Below are 15,007 nucleotides of genomic sequence, written 5' to 3' on the forward strand. Positions count from 1 at the left end.
GGTGGGTGCGGCGGCTGCCCGGGGGTGGAGCGGGAGCGGGGGAGCGGGGACTACCAGCCGGTGCCGATCTGGGCGCGGTCGCCCAGGGTGTTCATACCGTTGATGGAGCCGGTGCCCGGGTAGGTGTAGAAGGTGCCGGTGGAGCCGACGGCGGCCTGGACCGCGTCCACGTCGCCGACACCGTCGCCGTTGAAGTCACCGCTGACCAGGTTGGTCATGGCGCCCCAGCCGGAGCCGATCTGCACCCGGTCGCCCAGGGTGTTCATACCGTTGACGGAGCCGGTGCCCGGGTAGGCGTACAGGTTGCCGGTGGACACCTCACGGGCGACGATGTCGTCCTTGCCGTCCTTGTTGAGGTCACCGGGGCTGACGATCTGGTCCATGCCGTTCCAGCCGGCGCCGATCTGGACGCGGTCACCGAAGGTGCCGTTGCCGTTGCCCGGGTAGAGGAACAGCTTGCCGGTGGAGGACTCGACCGCCACCAGGTCGCTCTTGCCGTCCTTGTTGAGGTCGGCGCCCGCCAGGTCGTGCATACCGTCCCAGCCGGTGCCCGCCTTGGTGCGCTCGCCGAAGGTGCCGTCGCCGTTGCCCGGGTAGATCCACAGCACCCCGTCGGCGTCGACGGCGGCCATGTCGAGGCGGCCGGACCCGGTGAAGTGGCCGGAGGTCAGCTCGCTCATGGAGCCCCAGCCGGTGCCGATCTGGACCCGATCGCCGAGCGAGCCGCCACCGATGCCGGGGTAGTAGAACAGCTTGCCGGTGGTCGCCTCGACGCCCACCACGTCGGCCTTGCCGTCGCCGTTGAAGTCGCCGCCCGCGAGGTTGGACATGCCCGCGTCCTTCGGCGGGGTCGGCGTACCCTCGACGATCTTGTTGTAACGGTACGGCTTGAAGCCGTTGTTGTTGATGTAGCTGCGGCTGTACGTGGCCTTGCGGGCGTTGGTGCCCGTGTGGGCCTCTTCCATGATGTTCGCCGTGGTGTGGCCGGAGTCCGCCCAGCTCACGAAGAGCACCACATGGGAGTCGATGTTGTCGAGCATGTCGCCCGGCTGGAGCTGGTCGAGGTTGCCGAGCGGCGCGGCCACGTCCGGCAGCGACCAGGTGGTCAGGCTGGTGGGCAGGTGCCAGGCGAGGGAGACGAAGCCGGAGCAGTCCTGGCGGTAGCTGCGGCCCTGCGGGTCGCCGGTGTAGCTCGACTGGCTGTACGGGACGTCGTGGTCGACCCAGTACTGGGCACGGGACAGTACTTCGGCGGTGGTGATGCTGCCGCCGACCGAAGAGGTCCCGGCGGCACTCGCGGTGGCGGCGCCCGGTCCGGCGACCGACATACCCGTGACGGCGGCGGCCGCGACCAGAGTGGCGACGGTGGTCTTCTTCAGCTTGGCGGTGAACTTCGACATCGTGGGATTCTCCTGTTGATGGGCACGGTGAACCGCGCCCGGAATGAGGGATGTTGGTGATGCGAGGAAGTGCGTGGCGGTACGAGGGCGGGTCGCCGTCGCTACCGGGTGTCGTGAAGTACGTTGCGGTGCGCGGCGCGTCGGGCCGTCGCCACCAGGTGTGGTGAAGTGCGGGCGGTTGGCCCGCTGCTACCAGCCGGTGCCGATCGCGGCGCGGTCGGCGAAGCCGCCGTTGCCGTTGCCGGGGTAGAAGTAGAAGGTGCCGGTCGATCCGGCGGGGGCCTGGACCGCGTCGAGGTCGCCCTTGCCGTCGCCGTTGAAGTCGGCGCCGACGAGCTGGCGCATGGTGTTCCAGCCGGTGCCGATCTGGTTGCGGTCGCCGAGGGTGTTCATGCCCTTGAGTGAGCCGGTGCCGGGGTACTTCCACAGCCCGCCCGCCGTGTCGACGGCCACCAGGTCGGCCTTGCCGTCGCCGTTCAGGTCGCCGGGGCTGGCCAGTTCGGCCATACCGCTCCAGCCCGAGCCGATCTGCACCCGGTCGCCCAGGGTGTTGGTGCCGTCCAGCGAACCGGTGCCGGGGTAGGCCCACAGCGCACCGGCGGAGTCGACGGTGACCAGGTCCGGCTTGCCGTCCTTGTCGACGTCCATCGCGGTGAGGTCCCGCATACCGCGCCAGCCGGTGCCGATCTGCACCCGGTCGCCCAGTGTGCCCATACCGGCGGCGGTGCCGGTGCCCGGGTACACGTACAGGTTCCCGGTGGCGTTGTCGACGGCGAGCAGGTCCGCCTTGCCGTCACCGGTGTAGTCGGCGGCGGCCAGACCGCTCATACCGGCCCAGCCGGAACCGATCAACACCCGCTCGCCCAATGTGCCGTTGCCGTTGCCGGGGTACAGCCAGAGCTTGCCGGTCGCGGCCTCGACACCGACCAGGTCGGCCTTGCCGTCGCCGTTGAAGTCGGCGGCGGTGAGCTGGACGATGCCGACCGGGGCGGGCGGAACGCTCGTCGAGGGGTAGGGGTCGACACCGTCGTCGGTCAGGCCCGCCTCCCGCCCGCAGCTCGCCCAGGCCTCCGCACCCTGTTTTCTGAGGACCTTCTCGGCGATGAGTATCTGCTGTTGCTTGGTGGCCTGGTTGGGATACGTGGCGTACTGGCGGCCGCCGAACGCGTCCCAGGTGGAGAGGAGGAACTGGAGGCCGCCGTAGTACTGGTGGTTGGACGAGACGATGGTCCAGTCGTCCGTCGACTCGCAGTGGGCGACCCGTTCCCAGGTGCTCACCGAGGCGGCCGACGCGGTGCCGGCGGAGGCGGTCGAGAGGGCGATACCGGCGAGGGTGAGCCCGGCCAGGGCGGTGAGCCGCTTACGGGGGGCGGTTTTGGGCATGGCGGATCCTTGGGTCGGCGTATGAGCGCGTGGGTGGTGGGTGCTGCGAGGAATGCGGAGCCCGTACGGGCCCGGCGTCCCGGCCGGCCGCAGCTGCCCTGCAGGAGCAGCTGAAGGTGTGCCGGGTGGGCCGGAGTTGGGGGCGTGGACGTTTATGCGTAAACGTTTGAGACGTCCCGGCGCGGCCGGTGGGCGTGACTACGCCCAGATGATGTCGCCGACGTGCGCCTCGGGCGAGGTCGAGCCGGCCGGTGCGGCCCAGATGATGTCGCGGGCGCTGACGACCGAGGCGGAGTTCGAGGTCGTGGCGCCGGCGGCGCCGAGGAGGGAACCGGCGAAGGCGATGACCGCGGCGGCCTGGGTGAGACGGATGCGAAGCATGGTGTGAGTCCTGTTCTGACGATGTGTCGGGTGGTCCCGAACCGGTGCGCACCCCGCGGTGGTGCTTTCCGGCTCTTGCCTGCCGGGCGGTGTTCCCTGCTGGCAAGTACTACTTTCGTCGCTGGTCAGGCGGGGTGGAAGGGTTTTCGGGTGGACCGAAACGGCCTTGGACGAATCTGTCCACCCACGGCACCTCGGGGACGGATGAGGACAGCAGCGCCTCATAGAAGGGCGCGACCAGCGGAGCCTGGGCGGACAGCAGCGACCAGCCGTCGAACTCGGGGCAGTTGGCCAGCACCCGTCGGCACAGCGCGGTCGCCCGCGACTCGGCGTCGGCCAGGTTCCTGGCTTGTACATAGAGACCGAGTACGGGGTGGGGGAGCGCGTGCGGATGGACACTGACGTGCTCGACCCCGTCCTCCTCGCGGGCGTGGGCGAGAACCAGGGACCGCGTGTCGGCAGGCAGCGCCGCACCGGGGCGGGCCTGCACAAGAGCGTGGACGAGATACATGGAGTCCACTCTTTCAAGTGGCCAGCACACCCACCAACAAACCGAGTTGGACGGATGCGTCCATGGCCGTTTCCGGCCGCCACGATCGGCATGACGCATTCCGTATACACAGGTATAGGCCATTTATGACATGATCCGGATGACCCGGGGGTGTGATGTACCGAGGGGTGAAGGGGATGGGGATGCTGACCGCATTGGGACTCGACGAGGTGGCCGAGTCGGTCTACCGGGCGATGCTGTGCGACCCGAGAGGCGGGGTCGCCGACCTGGTCAAGCGGGTGGGCAAGCCCGAGGAGGAGGTCAGGAACGCGCTCGACGTACTGAGCGAACTGGCCCTCGTACGACCGTCGGCCGAGCGGGAGGGCAGCCTGCGGGCGGTCTCGCCGGACATCGGCATGGAAATCCTGATGGCTCGTCAGCAGGCCGAACTGGCTGCTCAGCAGCAGCGGCTTGAGGCATCGCGGGCCGTCGCGGCCCAGCTGATCGCCGAGTACACCGATCTGCGGCCCGCCGCGGCCAGCCCCGGTGTCGAGCAGCTCATCGGCCTCGACGAGATCCGCGACTGCCTGGCCCGGCTCACCCGCGGTCTGTCGGTGGAGGCCATGACGTTCGCGCCCGGCGGCGCCCAGCCCGCCCAGGCCATGGCGGCGGCCCGGCCCCTCAACAAGGACCTGCTGGAGCGGGGGGTGGCGATGCGCACCGTCTATCTGAGCAGCGTGCGCAACGACCAGCCCACCGTCGAGTACGTCAACTGGCTCGCGGAGCTCGGCGGTCAGGTGCGTACGGTCCCGGAGCTGCCCACCCGGATGATCATCTTCGATCACACCACCGCCGTCATCCCGGTCACCAGCGACGACAGCGCCGCCGGAGCCGTCGTCCTCACCGGGCAGGGCACGCTCACCGCGCTGTGCGCGCTCTTCGAGAGCGTCTGGGCGACCGCCCAGCCGCTCGGCGAGGTGGCGGCCAAGGACACCCACGGGCTCAGACCCCAGGAGGCGACCACCATCGCCCTGCTGGCGCAGGGCCACACCGACGAGGCGATCGCCAAACGGCTCGGGGTCTCGCAGCGCACCGCGCGGCGGATCGCGACCGAGCTGATGGAACGGCTGGGCGCGCGCAGCCGGTTCGAGGCGGGCGTGCGGGCCGTGCAGCACGGCTGGCTGCCGTCCGGACCGGCCTGAACCGGCCACTTTCCGAACCGGCCTGAACCACCCCATGTCGGGGGATGGTTCAGGCCGTGGTGCGGTGCCCCGGAGGTCAGTCTCCGTCGGGCCAGGACATCGCCTGCCCCGACAGCGCATGCGCGGACCCGGCCCTCGCACGGCCCCGCAGTGACGCGCTGACCTTGTACAGGCGCAGCGCCAGCTGGATCTCCAGGGCCGGGCCCGGCTGCTGCCAGTCGGGGCCCAGGAGCTGGGAGATGCGCTCCAGTCGCCGGGCCACCGTGTTGGTGTGCACCCGCAGCGCGGCGGCCGCGTGGGTGGGGCTGGCGCCCGCCGCGAAGTACGCCTCCAGGGTGGCGGCGAGGTTGGTGGAACGCTGCTCGTCGTAGCTGATGATCGGGCCGAGCGTCTGCTCGATGAACGCGCCGATGTCACGGCTGCCGCCCAACAGCATGCCGACGAAGCCGAGTTCGACGGCGGTCGCCGGGGTCCGCGCGTCCTCGTCGCCGAGGATCGTCAGGACCTCCAGACAGGCCACGGCCTCCTCGTGCGCGGCCAGCAGCTCCTCGGGGCCGCCGCGCGCCGAGGCCGCGCCCACCGGGACGGGGCGGCCGAGCGTCTTGCCGAGGCGCTGCATCACCTCGCGCGCGGCCTCCCCGGCGTCGGAGTGCGGCAGCAGGAGCACGAGGCGGCCGTTGTGGATCGTCCTGGCGCCCCCGCGCAGCCATACGAAGGTGGAGGTCCAGGTGGAGACGGACTGCCAGTCGTCGGACGGGATCTCGGCGACGATCACGGCGTGCCGACGGCTCAGGTCGAGGCCGAGATGCTGGAGCCGCATCTGACATCGCCGGCTGAAGGGGCCGCCGTTGAGCAGCCGGTCCAGCGCCTCGTCGCGGAACCTGCGGTCGGTGGAGTCGGCGCCCCGGTCGAGCGTGATCAGGATCGCCGCGGCCTGCACCGCGTACTGCAACAGGCCCGCGTCGGGCGTCCTGTCCCTCGGATGACAGCGCAGTACGAGCGCGCCCAGGTCCTCCTCGGCGACGCGGACGGGGGCGACCGTGACGCCGTCGTCGCACTGCACCACGCGATGCTCGGCGCGGGCCGTGAAGACGGCGGCGGCCAGCTCCTCCTCGTCGTCCCAGAGCCCGCTGGTACGGGCGAGCGTGCCGTCGTCCTCGTCCCGCAGCCAGACCGAGCCGCCCAGCGCGTCGCCCACGGCCGCGGTGAACGCCGTCACATCGACGCCGGCGAGGGCGAGTTCGACGAGGCGATGTCCGTTGCGCGCGCTCTGCTGCCGCGCCCGGTCCCGGATGCGCAGCCGGTCGACCTCCACCGCGAGGTCGACGGCCCGGTCCCGGGTCTGTTCCACCGCGCGGACCCACTTCACGGCGGAGGTCGCGTAGTCGGCGAGCGTCGACATCATGGCGACCTCGTCGGCGGTGTACGAGCGGGCCACCCGGTCGCCGCCGAAGAGCACGCCGACCACCTTGCCCCCGCTGCGCAGCGGCACCGCGAGCAGCGCCGTCAGCCCCTCCTCCAGGACCACCGACTCGATCTCCTCGGACTGCCCGAACGTGTCGTCCCGATGGCAGTCGGAGGTCCAGACCGCCGACCGCCCCACCGCGTCGATCGCGCTGAGGCCGTGCCGGACCGGGGCGCGGGCCACCCCGCCGACCACGGATATCGCGCCGTCGGTGGCCCGTACGCAGGAGTCGTCCTCGCCGTCGAGCAGCACCACCCAGGCCATGTCGACGTGCAGCAGCAGTCGGGAGCGGCGTACGAGCGTCGTCAGCAGCGCTTCAAGGTCCTCTCCCTCGGTCAGCGCGCGGGCCGTGTCCAGGAGCAGGGAGAGCTCGTTCTTGCGGCGGTCCAGGTCGGCCAGCTGCTGCTCGACGCCGAGGGCCAGCTGCTCGGCCCGCTCCAGTTCGTCGACGACATGAGGAGGGGCGCCGCCGCGCCGGGCCTGCAGCGCCGGTTGGCTGAACGCGCCGCGCGACGCGCGCATGGCGAGGAGTTCGAGGTAGGTGAAAGCACCACTCAGCGTGACCGTATCGTGCGACATTTCACTCCGTACTGTGTGCGGGGGGACGCTCCGTCAATGAGGGGTGTCGACGCGACGGAACGACTGGGGAAATGGCTGGTCTGTGCCGGTCCGCTTCCTGCTGGAACGGGCTCCGGAGTCCACCGGCCGGCCGTGCGCAGCACACAGCCGCGCCGCTCGGCCGCGTAACAGCTGACCTGCTCCTGCGCTGTTCCCTTGTTTTTCGACCGCCATCACGGGACCCCACGCGGCAATTAGGGGTTCATCCGGAAGGCACGATCAAGTAATCCCCCCGGTTTTGGCCAGAATCGTTCGCTGCCCGGCCGTCGTCGCGAACGGCCGGGCGGGCTGGAGTCGTACGGAGGTGGGGGCGGCCCCGGGGGCTCAGGCCGGCTCCGTCGCCCCCTCTCCCGGCGCGCCCAGCATGGACACCGCGTGGGCCGCCGACGCGAGGGTCACATGGCGGTGCCAGCCCGCGTAGGAGCGGCCGGTGAAGTCGCGGATGCCGAGGCGGTCGGTGGTCTCGCGGAAGTCGCGGTCGGCGCGCCGGATGAGCCGGCTCAGGCGCACCAGGGTGGGCAGCCGGGCCTGTGTCATATCGGTGAGCCACAGCTCCACGGGCTTCTGCCAACGGGCCTCGGCCACGCCCAGCAGGGCCAGTTCGCCCTGCCCCACCACCTGCCGCACCGCCCGTGAGGGGCGCACCCGGACCTTGGTGGTCAGCTGCAGCGGCCGCCCGGCCCGGGCACCGCCCTCGTCCGGCAGGGGGGCCGGGCGCATCCGGTCGCGGGCGGCGGTCATGATCTGGACCGCCTGCTGGACCTCCGGGGTACGCCCCTGCAGCGCCGGGTCCGTCACGGCGAGCTGGAGCGAGCCGTTGATCCGGGCGAGGAACGGGACGCCGGCCGCGCGGAAGCGGGCGATCGCGGACGCCAGGTCCATGTGCCGGGCGTCAAGGACGACCGGCCGCTGCGGCAGCCCCCATTGGGACGCCGTCTCCAGGGCCGCCTCGACCGCCCCGTCACCCGGCGTCTGCTCCCAGACGTCGTCCGGGATCGACGCCTGCCGGCGGCGGGCCCGGTCGCCCAGCCAGGAGGCCGACAGATGCAGCCGCCAGTTGATGGGGACGCTCATCTGCTCGGTGGCGGACCAGACCCCGGCCGCCTGCTGGGCGTTGACGAGCTGGCCGAGCTCGGAGACGAACTGCCGGTCCACCCCGACGGAGTTCTCGCCCGTCTTCGGGATGACCATGGGCCGCACCACATACGCGAACGGCGGCGCCTGCTCGGCGATGTGCCGGGCGAGCGTACGGCGCACCGGCGCCCAGTCCCAGGTCGAGTCGGACACGAAGTGGTGCAGGCTCTGCTCGGTGGCCGAACCCCCCAGTCGGGACGCCATGTTGCGTATCGAACGGCGGCCCTGCGCCCCGAGCAGGCCGCGCAGGTACTCGGCGCCCCTGAGCCGCTGGTCGCTGCGGCGCAGGGAGGCGAACAGGACCGTGCTCATCTCGTCGAGCACCCGCTCGTCCCAGGCGGGGGGTCCGGCCGCGGGGCCGACGACGTCCGGAGAGTCGTTCTCCAGGAGCTGGGCAACAGCATTCATGAGTCCCCCGTGGACCGTTGGAATGATGTGGGAGGAAGGCTCCGCCGGGACCGGCGGGAGCTCTGGATTCCGGCTCCAACGATGCGGTTCGGCCGATCGCGTGCCAAGGGTGGCCGGACACCCTCTCGCCGCCCGCAGATGAGGCGGGGCCGCCCACGGTCGTCCCCCGACCCGCGTTCGACCGCACCTCGCCCGGCGTTCGAGCGAGGTGTGCTGAGCGGACGTGTGGCGCGGCAACACGGGAATGGAGTGTTCCAATGACAGAACGTCGCCATCGACGCACGGTCGCGCGGGCGATGGACGCCATCGGGCATGTGGTCCGGCCACATGAAGCGAGCCCCGGAAAGGGTCCCGGGCGCATCGCACACCGCCGCTACCGGGGGTATGGAGGGCGAACTGTCCAGAGTACGGCCGGTCGTGCGCGTCCTGCGCAGGGTCGGCGCGCCGGGCGCGTCGGACTCAGGCGATACGGCGGACCCCGACGCCGCGGGTACTGTGGGCTCCACCACTGTTTGACCCGGCGCTGTGTGCTCCGGCACTGTTCGCCCTCGCGCTGTTTGCCCGGGCGGTATGTGCGGCACTGTGCGCCAGCAGATCAAGTGAGAGCAGCGGGGCCGTCTCCGCCGGGGCGTCGATCACCGGGTCGCAGGCGAGCACCGCCTGGTGGAGCCGGTTCATCCGGGGCGAGGGCTCAAGACCGAGCTCGTCGTCCAGCATCCGGCGCAGCCGCTGCACCACCTCAAGGGCCTGGGTGCGCCGCCCCGAGCGGCTGAGCGCCAGCATGAACTGGGCGTGCAGGTTCTCGTGCGTCGGATACAGCGCGCACAGGGCGCTGAGTTCCCCGAGCAGATCGTGGTGCCGACCGAGTCGCAGATCGGCGTCGATGCGCTGTTCCTGGACGCTGATCCGCGTTTCCTCCAGGCCCGCGAGGTGAATTCGCAGCACGGGACCGGCCTGGACATCGGAGAGCGCGGAACCCTGCCACAAATCCAGGGCCTGAGAAAGGAGTTCGGAGGCCACGATGTCGTTCCTGCCGAGCTCGGCCCGGCCCTGTCGTACGAGATCGTGAAAGAGATTGACGTCGAGTTCGTCATGTCGCACGGCGAGCAGATATCCGCCGTCCCGGGTCTGCAGCAATTCCCGGGCCGCCTTGAGGCTGCCGATGCGGGGCACCCGCTTCAGGATCCGGCGCAGCTGGAGCACGTACGACTGGAGGGTGGACAGGCCCGTGTCCGGCGGGTTCTCTCCCCACAGCTCCTCGATACAGGTGCCCACCGAGACGACCTGATTGGCGTTGAAGACGAGCAGCGCGAGGAGTTGACGCTGTTTCGGCGCCGTGGGCGCGTAGTCCAGACCGTTTTCGCGTACGCGCAGCGAACCGAGCACCGAGAATTCCATGACGACCTCTCATACGAATCGGTGGAATGGGCCGCGCCGATACCGGAACTCCGGCGACCGGCGCGGTCGTTACGCATCGAAACTATCCCCGAGTCGTGATCATCGCTCCCATCCGCGTTCAGGATCCGTCAACTCGCCCCATCGCGGGCCCCCATCGGGAGTTCAGCCAGTCTCGCTCGGGATTCCGTAGCGTCGGCCCCCGTCGACACGATCCCGAGGAGGCACACGTGCGACTCGCAGGGAAGGTAGCCATCGTCACCGGTGGCACCAAGGGCCTGGGATACGCGATCGCCCAGGCATACGCCAAGGAAGGGTGCCGCGTGGTCTGCGCCGCCCGAGAGCCCGATGAACGGCACGAACTGCCGCCGGTCGGCGAGGGGGACCTCGCCTACCATCCCGTCGACGTGCGCGACCCGGACTCCGTGGACGCGCTGACTCGGACCACATACGAGACCTATGGACGCCTGGACGTCCTGGTCGCCAGCGCGGGCGTCAGCCGCCCCGGTCCGGCCCAGGGCATGGACGTCGACCACTGGGGGGAGGTGATCTCCACCAACCTCAACGGCACGTTCCTGTGCGTGCGTTCGGCGGTGCCCTATCTGGTGCGCGACGGCGGAGGCCGCGTCATCACGCTGTCGTCGGCCCTGGCGACCAGGGTGGCCCCCGGCTCGTCCGCGTACGCGGCGTCGAAGGCCGGGATCGAGATGCTCACCCGGGTCGTCGCCGTCGAGCTGGCGGGCCACCCCGTCACGGTCAACTGCCTCAGCCCCGGCTTCATCGACGAGGGCATGGGCCGCGAACTGTCCCGTAACGAGGGCCTGTGGGGCTATTACGGTGGCAAGATCGCGGCAGGCCGCGCGGGCCGGGCCGAGGAGGTCGCCGAGGCGGCGCTCTTCCTCGCCGACGACGGCTCCGACTACGTCAACGGCCATGTCCTGGAGGTCAACGGCGGCCTCAGATGGTGACATCCGGCCACCGGTCGGCGCCCCGGACACGACCCGGGCGTTAGGCGCCTCTCGCCGCACACTCGGTGACATCTCAGATCAGAGAAGGAGATCAACAGCCATGCCCCCATTGACCATCGGGCGTTCGCACCCGCCTGTGGAGACCGGGCCGACCCGGGTGGACGCCTCGTGAAGGCGCTCGTGACCGGAGCCTCGGGACTCCGCCTCGACTCGGTCGCCGAACCCGAGCCGCGCCCCGACCAGGCGCTCGTCGAGGTGCGCGCGATCGCCGTCAACCGCGGTGAACTCGCCCTGATGGGGCAGCTGCCCACCGGGTCCCGGCTCGGCTGGGACGTGGCGGGCACCGTACTGCGCGCCGCGGCCGACGGCACCGGCCCCGCGGTCGGCACCCGTGTCACCGCGCTCGCCGAACGGGACGGCTGGGCCGAGCGGATCGCGCTGTCGCCGACGCGGCTCACCCCGATACCCGACGGCATGGAGTACCCGGCCGCCGGCGCCCTGCCGGTGGCCGGACTGACCGCGCTGTACGCGCTGGAGTACGCGGGAACGCTGCTCGGCCGGTCCGTGCTGATCACCGGCGCGGGCGGGGGAGTGGGCCGCATGCTGGTCCAGCTGGCGGCCACCGCGGGCGCCGAGGTGATCGCCCAGGTCGGCTCCCCGGGCCGCGCGGACGGGCTGCGGGCGCTGGGGGCGCACCGGGTGGAGATCCATGACGCATCGGGCGGTGCCACCGGCGAGCCGGTGGACGTGCTCGTCGACAGCGTCGGTGGACAGGTGCTGGCCGACGCGTTCGGGCGGCTGCGGCCCGGTGGCTCAGTCGTCTGTTACGGCAACACCGTGCGCGAGGAGCTGCGGCTGCCCGTCGACTGGGGCCACGCCCGCCCCGGCCTGCATCTGCGCTATCTCCACCTCTTCGACGAGCTGACCCGCCGGAGCGTCGCGCGCGACCTCGCCTCCCTGGTCCGGCTCGTCGCCGAGGGACGGCTCGCCCCGCAGGTCGCGGCCGTCGGCTCCTGGAACGACCCGGAGCCCGCGCTCGACGGCCTGCGCAGTCGGCAGGCGAACGGCAAGGTCGTCCTCGAACTCTGAGACCAACTGACCTATGTGGCCCGGCGGTTGTGCGGCCCGCCGGGCCCTTCCTGCTGCCCTCCGGTGGTCTCCACCCGGCGGTCATCGGCGCACCTGTCGTCCTCCAGGACGCCCGGCCACCGTGGAGCCATGAGCCTGCCTTCCACAACTCCGTTCGACAGTCATCCCACCCGCGTGCCGCCGCCCCGCGTGGAGGAGGTCGCCGACGGGATCTTCGCCTATGTCCAGCCCGACGGCGGCTGGTGCCTCAACAACGCCGGGATCCTCGTCGGCCACCACACGACGGCGCTCGTCGACACGGCGGCCACCGAGGCCAGGGCCCGGGGCCTGCGCGCGGCCGCGCTCGAACGCGGCGGCGTGGAACCGAGGATGGTTCTCAACACCCACCACCACGGCGACCACACCCTCGGCAACGCCGTCGCCGCCCCGTACGCGACCGTCGTCGCCCACGCGCGTATGCGCGACGAGATGGCGACGAAAGGCGAGGGCCTCAAACACATGTGGCCGGACACCCAGTGGGGTCAACTGGGCGACATCCGGCGCTCGTTGCCCATGGTGGCCTTCGAGGACCGGCTGACGGTGTACGTCGACGACCTCGTCGTCGAGCTCATCCATGTGGGCCCGGCACACTCCAACAACGATGTCGTGGTGTGGGTGCCCGAGCACCAGGTGCTCTTCGCGGGGGACGTGCTGATGCCCGGCTGTACGCCGTTCGTCCTGATGGGGTCGATCAAGGGGTCCCTGGAGGCGATCGCGGGGCTGCGGGACCTCGATCCCCGCGTCGTCGTCGGCGGCCACGGGCCGGTCGCGGGGCCCGAGGCGCTGGACGAGACCGAGGCGTATCTGCGCTGGGTGCAGCAGGTCGCCGCCGAGGGGATCGCCGCCGGACTCACCCCGTACGAGGCCGCCCGCGACGCCTCGCTCGGCCCGTACGCGCAATGGCGGGACGCCGAGCGGGTGGTGGCCAACCTGCACCGCGCGTACTCCGAGGCACACGGCCGCCCGCTCGACACCCAGATCCGCTCGGCCCCGGTGATGGCCGAGATGGCCCGACTCAACGGCGGCGAGCCGATGGTGTGTCTGGCCTGAAGTCCGTACGTGGACAAACGACTGCGCCCCGCCGGTTCGTCCAGCGGGGCGCAGTCATCGTGCGCTATCCCCGTCGGGGCGCCGGAATATCGGCCGACGGTGCCACCGTGTGCAGCGCGCCCCGGTGGAAGACGAGCGGTGGGCGCGCCGCGTCCACGCCCAGGCCGACCACCTCGGCGACGGCGAAGAAGTGGTCGCCGAGCCGCTGGACCTGGCGTACCAGGCAGTCCAGCCACGCGGTGGTGCCGGGCAGCACCGGGTTGCCGTGCGGTGACTCCCACCAGCTCAGCCCGGCGAACTTGGCCGCCGGGTCGTTCTCGCCGCCGCTCTTGGCGAAGCGCGCGCACAGTTCCTGCTGGTCATGGGCGAGGATGTTGACGGTGAACGACCCCGCCTCGCTCATCGGCGGCCAGCTCACCGACCGCTCGTCGATGAAGATCCCGACGAGGGGCGGTTCGAGCGACACCGACACGAACGACCCCACCACGAGCCCCGCCGGCCCGGCCGCCGTCGCCGCGGTGACCACGGTGACGGGGCTCGGGACATGGCCGAGTATGTGTCTGAACAGCTGCGGCTCCACGTGCACTCCCACAGGCGGTGCCCAGGACATGTCGACCTCCCCAAGTAGTGTTCGCTGGTCGACAGCGATGCTGGCAGCGGCAGTTGGGGAACCGCTCGGCGCTCGATGCAGAGCCGCCGACGGGCGTACGAAGACGCCGTGACGCCGTCGGCCATCCTCCATCCGTCCCCCATCGGCCCCGCCGACCATGGGGGCACCCCTATACATGGATGGAGGAGCCGGCCATGCCCGTGCCCCAGCAACGTGATCCCGAACTCACCCGAAAACAGCTCACGACCTGGCTCGCCGAGCGGCTGCCGGGCGCGGTGGACCTGCGGACCGAGGTTGAGGTGCCCAAGGGCCTCGGCTTCTCCAACGAGACGCTGCTCGTGGACGCGGTGTGGCGGGAGGCGGGCGCCGAACGCCGCCGCCGTCTCGTCGTCCGGGTCGCCCCCACCGCCTACCAGGTGATGCCGGGCTCCCGCCTCGACGAGGAGTACCGCGTACTGGACGCGCTGCGGGACACCGATGTGCCGGTCCCCGGCGTCCTCGGCTTCGAGCCCGACCCCGCGCTGCTCGGCGCGCCCTTCTACGCCATGGACCGGGTGGACGGCTGGGTCCCGCCGGACCTGCCCTCGTACCACCGCCCGGACGGGCCGGTCTCCACCCTGGACGAGAGCGGCCGCGCCGCGGTGTGGTGGGGCGGCGTCGAGGTGCTGCACCGCATCCACCGCCTCGATGTGACCGCGCTCGGCCTGGACGACCTGCGTACGTCACAGCACGGGCCGTACGGGCTCGCCGCCCAACTCGACTACTACGAAGCCCATATGGACCACTTCGGCGGCGCGGACTCGGTGCCCGTGCGCGAGGCCCTCGCGCTGCTGCGCGGCGCGCTGCCGCCCGAGCCGGAGAAGCCGAGCCTGCTGTGGGGCGACGCGCGACTGGGCAACCTGCTCTACTCGGGCGTGAGGCCCGCCGCCGTACTGGACTGGGAGATGACCTTCCTGGGCCCGGGCGAGGCCGACCTCGGCTGGTACCTCTATCTCGACCGGCACCTCAGCGAAGGCGTCGGCGCACCCCGGCTGCCGGGCCTGCCCGGCCGCGCCGAGACCGTACAGCGGTACGAGGAACTGTCCGGGCGGTCCGTGGCGGCGCACCTGGACTGGTACGAGATCTTCGCGGGCTTCCGCTTCGCCCTGATCGCCTCCCGGGTGGGACGGCTCCTGGTGGAGCACGGCCTGGTCGCCGCCGAGGCCGACGTCCCGCTCGCCCGCAACGCGGCCCGTCTCCTTGAGCGCACGCTCAAGCCGCTGGGCTGAGCCCCATGACTTCCGCGCGATGACCCCACTCACACGGCGCGGAGCCCCCCACACGACCCACACGCACCACCGGATCGACCCTTACGCAATTTCCGAAACGTTCAGAG

13 protein-coding genes are annotated in these 15,007 nt (G+C 71.2%); 5 read left to right on the forward strand and 8 right to left on the reverse strand.

What is annotated here, in order from left to right; translation table 11 throughout:
• Positions 1–50: 50 nt before the first annotated feature.
• From BG418_RS06075 to BG418_RS06090, 4 genes are all read right to left on the reverse strand, one after another.
• Entirely contained in the window at positions 51–1,400 is a 1,350-nt protein-coding gene (locus BG418_RS06075) for a VCBS repeat-containing protein (protein ID WP_188272663.1), read from the reverse strand.
• Positions 1,401–1,589: 189 nt separating this feature from the next.
• Positions 1,590–2,783 carry an FG-GAP-like repeat-containing protein gene (locus tag BG418_RS06080; protein WP_188272664.1) on the reverse strand — a complete coding sequence of 398 codons (1,194 nt, stop codon included), beginning with the start codon at positions 2,781–2,783 and terminating at the stop codon, positions 1,590–1,592.
• Positions 2,784–2,981: 198 nt separating this feature from the next.
• Positions 2,982–3,164: a hypothetical protein gene (locus BG418_RS06085; protein WP_188272665.1), complete on the reverse strand. Its 183-nt coding sequence runs from the start codon at positions 3,162–3,164 to the stop codon at positions 2,982–2,984.
• A 109-nt stretch (positions 3,165–3,273) separates the two neighbouring features.
• Positions 3,274–3,675: a hypothetical protein gene (locus BG418_RS06090; RefSeq protein WP_223184433.1), complete on the reverse strand. Its 402-nt coding sequence runs from the start codon at positions 3,673–3,675 to the stop codon at positions 3,274–3,276.
• Positions 3,676–3,857: 182 nt separating this feature from the next.
• Between BG418_RS06090 and BG418_RS06095 the strand changes: the two genes are divergently transcribed.
• On the forward strand, positions 3,858–4,856 hold the full coding sequence (locus BG418_RS06095; RefSeq protein ID WP_188272667.1) for a helix-turn-helix transcriptional regulator: 999 nt from the start codon (positions 3,858–3,860) through the stop codon (positions 4,854–4,856).
• A gap of 76 nt (positions 4,857–4,932) precedes the next feature.
• On the opposite strand, the gene BG418_RS06100 is transcribed toward BG418_RS06095, so the two are convergent.
• The 3 genes from BG418_RS06100 to BG418_RS06110 all read right to left on the reverse strand — a co-directional run bounded on the left by BG418_RS06100 (position 4,933) and on the right by BG418_RS06110 (position 9,879).
• On the reverse strand, positions 4,933–6,900 hold the full coding sequence (locus BG418_RS06100) for a helix-turn-helix domain-containing protein (RefSeq protein WP_188272668.1): 1,968 nt from the start codon (positions 6,898–6,900) through the stop codon (positions 4,933–4,935).
• A 363-nt stretch (positions 6,901–7,263) separates the two neighbouring features.
• Entirely contained in the window at positions 7,264–8,481 is a 1,218-nt protein-coding gene (locus BG418_RS06105; protein WP_223184434.1) for a transposase, read from the reverse strand.
• A 459-nt stretch (positions 8,482–8,940) separates the two neighbouring features.
• The gene (locus BG418_RS06110) at positions 8,941–9,879 is read right to left on the reverse strand and encodes an AfsR/SARP family transcriptional regulator (RefSeq protein ID WP_188272669.1); all 939 of its coding nucleotides are present in this window, start codon (positions 9,877–9,879) and stop codon (positions 8,941–8,943) included.
• Between the two features lie 227 nt (positions 9,880–10,106).
• On the opposite strand from BG418_RS06110, the gene BG418_RS06115 reads away from it, so the two are divergent.
• From BG418_RS06115 to BG418_RS06125, 3 genes are all read left to right on the forward strand, one after another.
• Positions 10,107–10,844: an SDR family NAD(P)-dependent oxidoreductase gene (locus BG418_RS06115; protein ID WP_188272670.1), complete on the forward strand. Its 738-nt coding sequence runs from the start codon at positions 10,107–10,109 to the stop codon at positions 10,842–10,844.
• Positions 10,845–11,024: 180 nt separating this feature from the next.
• Complete coding sequence (locus BG418_RS40775; RefSeq protein WP_317453527.1) at positions 11,025–11,933, forward strand: zinc-binding dehydrogenase; 909 nt, start codon at positions 11,025–11,027, stop codon at positions 11,931–11,933.
• 129 nt (positions 11,934–12,062) lie between these two features.
• Positions 12,063–13,022: an MBL fold metallo-hydrolase gene (locus tag BG418_RS06125; protein ID WP_188272672.1), complete on the forward strand. Its 960-nt coding sequence runs from the start codon at positions 12,063–12,065 to the stop codon at positions 13,020–13,022.
• Positions 13,023–13,086: 64 nt separating this feature from the next.
• Here the strand turns inward: BG418_RS06125 and BG418_RS06130 are convergent, their stop codons facing one another.
• Positions 13,087–13,632 (reverse strand): flavin reductase family protein, encoded by a 546-nt coding sequence (locus tag BG418_RS06130; RefSeq protein ID WP_188272673.1) that lies wholly within the window; start codon positions 13,630–13,632, stop codon positions 13,087–13,089.
• A 194-nt stretch (positions 13,633–13,826) separates the two neighbouring features.
• Here BG418_RS06130 and BG418_RS06135 point away from each other — a divergent pair, with 194 nt between their 5' ends.
• Positions 13,827–14,900 (forward strand): phosphotransferase family protein, encoded by a 1,074-nt coding sequence (locus BG418_RS06135; protein WP_188272674.1) that lies wholly within the window; start codon positions 13,827–13,829, stop codon positions 14,898–14,900.
• Positions 14,901–15,007: the final 107 nt, after the last annotated feature.

The organism is Streptomyces sp. CBMA152 (assembly GCF_014596475.1).
Taxonomy (GTDB): domain Bacteria; phylum Actinomycetota; class Actinomycetes; order Streptomycetales; family Streptomycetaceae; genus Streptomyces.

Bases quoted from the DNA above. Each gene is read 5' to 3' on its own strand.
- BG418_RS06095 (WP_188272667.1), top strand. From the start codon at position 3,858: ATGCTGACCGCATTGGGACTCGACGAGGTGGCCGAGTCGGTCTACCGG.
- BG418_RS06125 (WP_188272672.1), top strand. From the start codon at position 12,063: ATGAGCCTGCCTTCCACAACTCCGTTCGACAGTCATCCCACCCGCGTG.
- BG418_RS06100 (WP_188272668.1), bottom strand. From the start codon at position 6,900: ATGTCGCACGATACGGTCACGCTGAGTGGTGCTTTCACCTACCTCGAA.
- BG418_RS06085 (WP_188272665.1), bottom strand. From the start codon at position 3,164: ATGCTTCGCATCCGTCTCACCCAGGCCGCCGCGGTCATCGCCTTCGCC.
- BG418_RS06090 (WP_223184433.1), bottom strand. From the start codon at position 3,675: ATGTATCTCGTCCACGCTCTTGTGCAGGCCCGCCCCGGTGCGGCGCTG.
- BG418_RS06130 (WP_188272673.1), bottom strand. From the start codon at position 13,632: ATGTCCTGGGCACCGCCTGTGGGAGTGCACGTGGAGCCGCAGCTGTTC.
- BG418_RS06110 (WP_188272669.1), bottom strand. From the start codon at position 9,879: ATGGAATTCTCGGTGCTCGGTTCGCTGCGCGTACGCGAAAACGGTCTG.
- BG418_RS06135 (WP_188272674.1), top strand. From the start codon at position 13,827: ATGCCCGTGCCCCAGCAACGTGATCCCGAACTCACCCGAAAACAGCTC.
- BG418_RS06080 (WP_188272664.1), bottom strand. From the start codon at position 2,783: ATGCCCAAAACCGCCCCCCGTAAGCGGCTCACCGCCCTGGCCGGGCTC.
- BG418_RS06105 (WP_223184434.1), bottom strand. From the start codon at position 8,481: ATGAATGCTGTTGCCCAGCTCCTGGAGAACGACTCTCCGGACGTCGTC.
- BG418_RS06075 (WP_188272663.1), bottom strand. From the start codon at position 1,400: ATGTCGAAGTTCACCGCCAAGCTGAAGAAGACCACCGTCGCCACTCTG.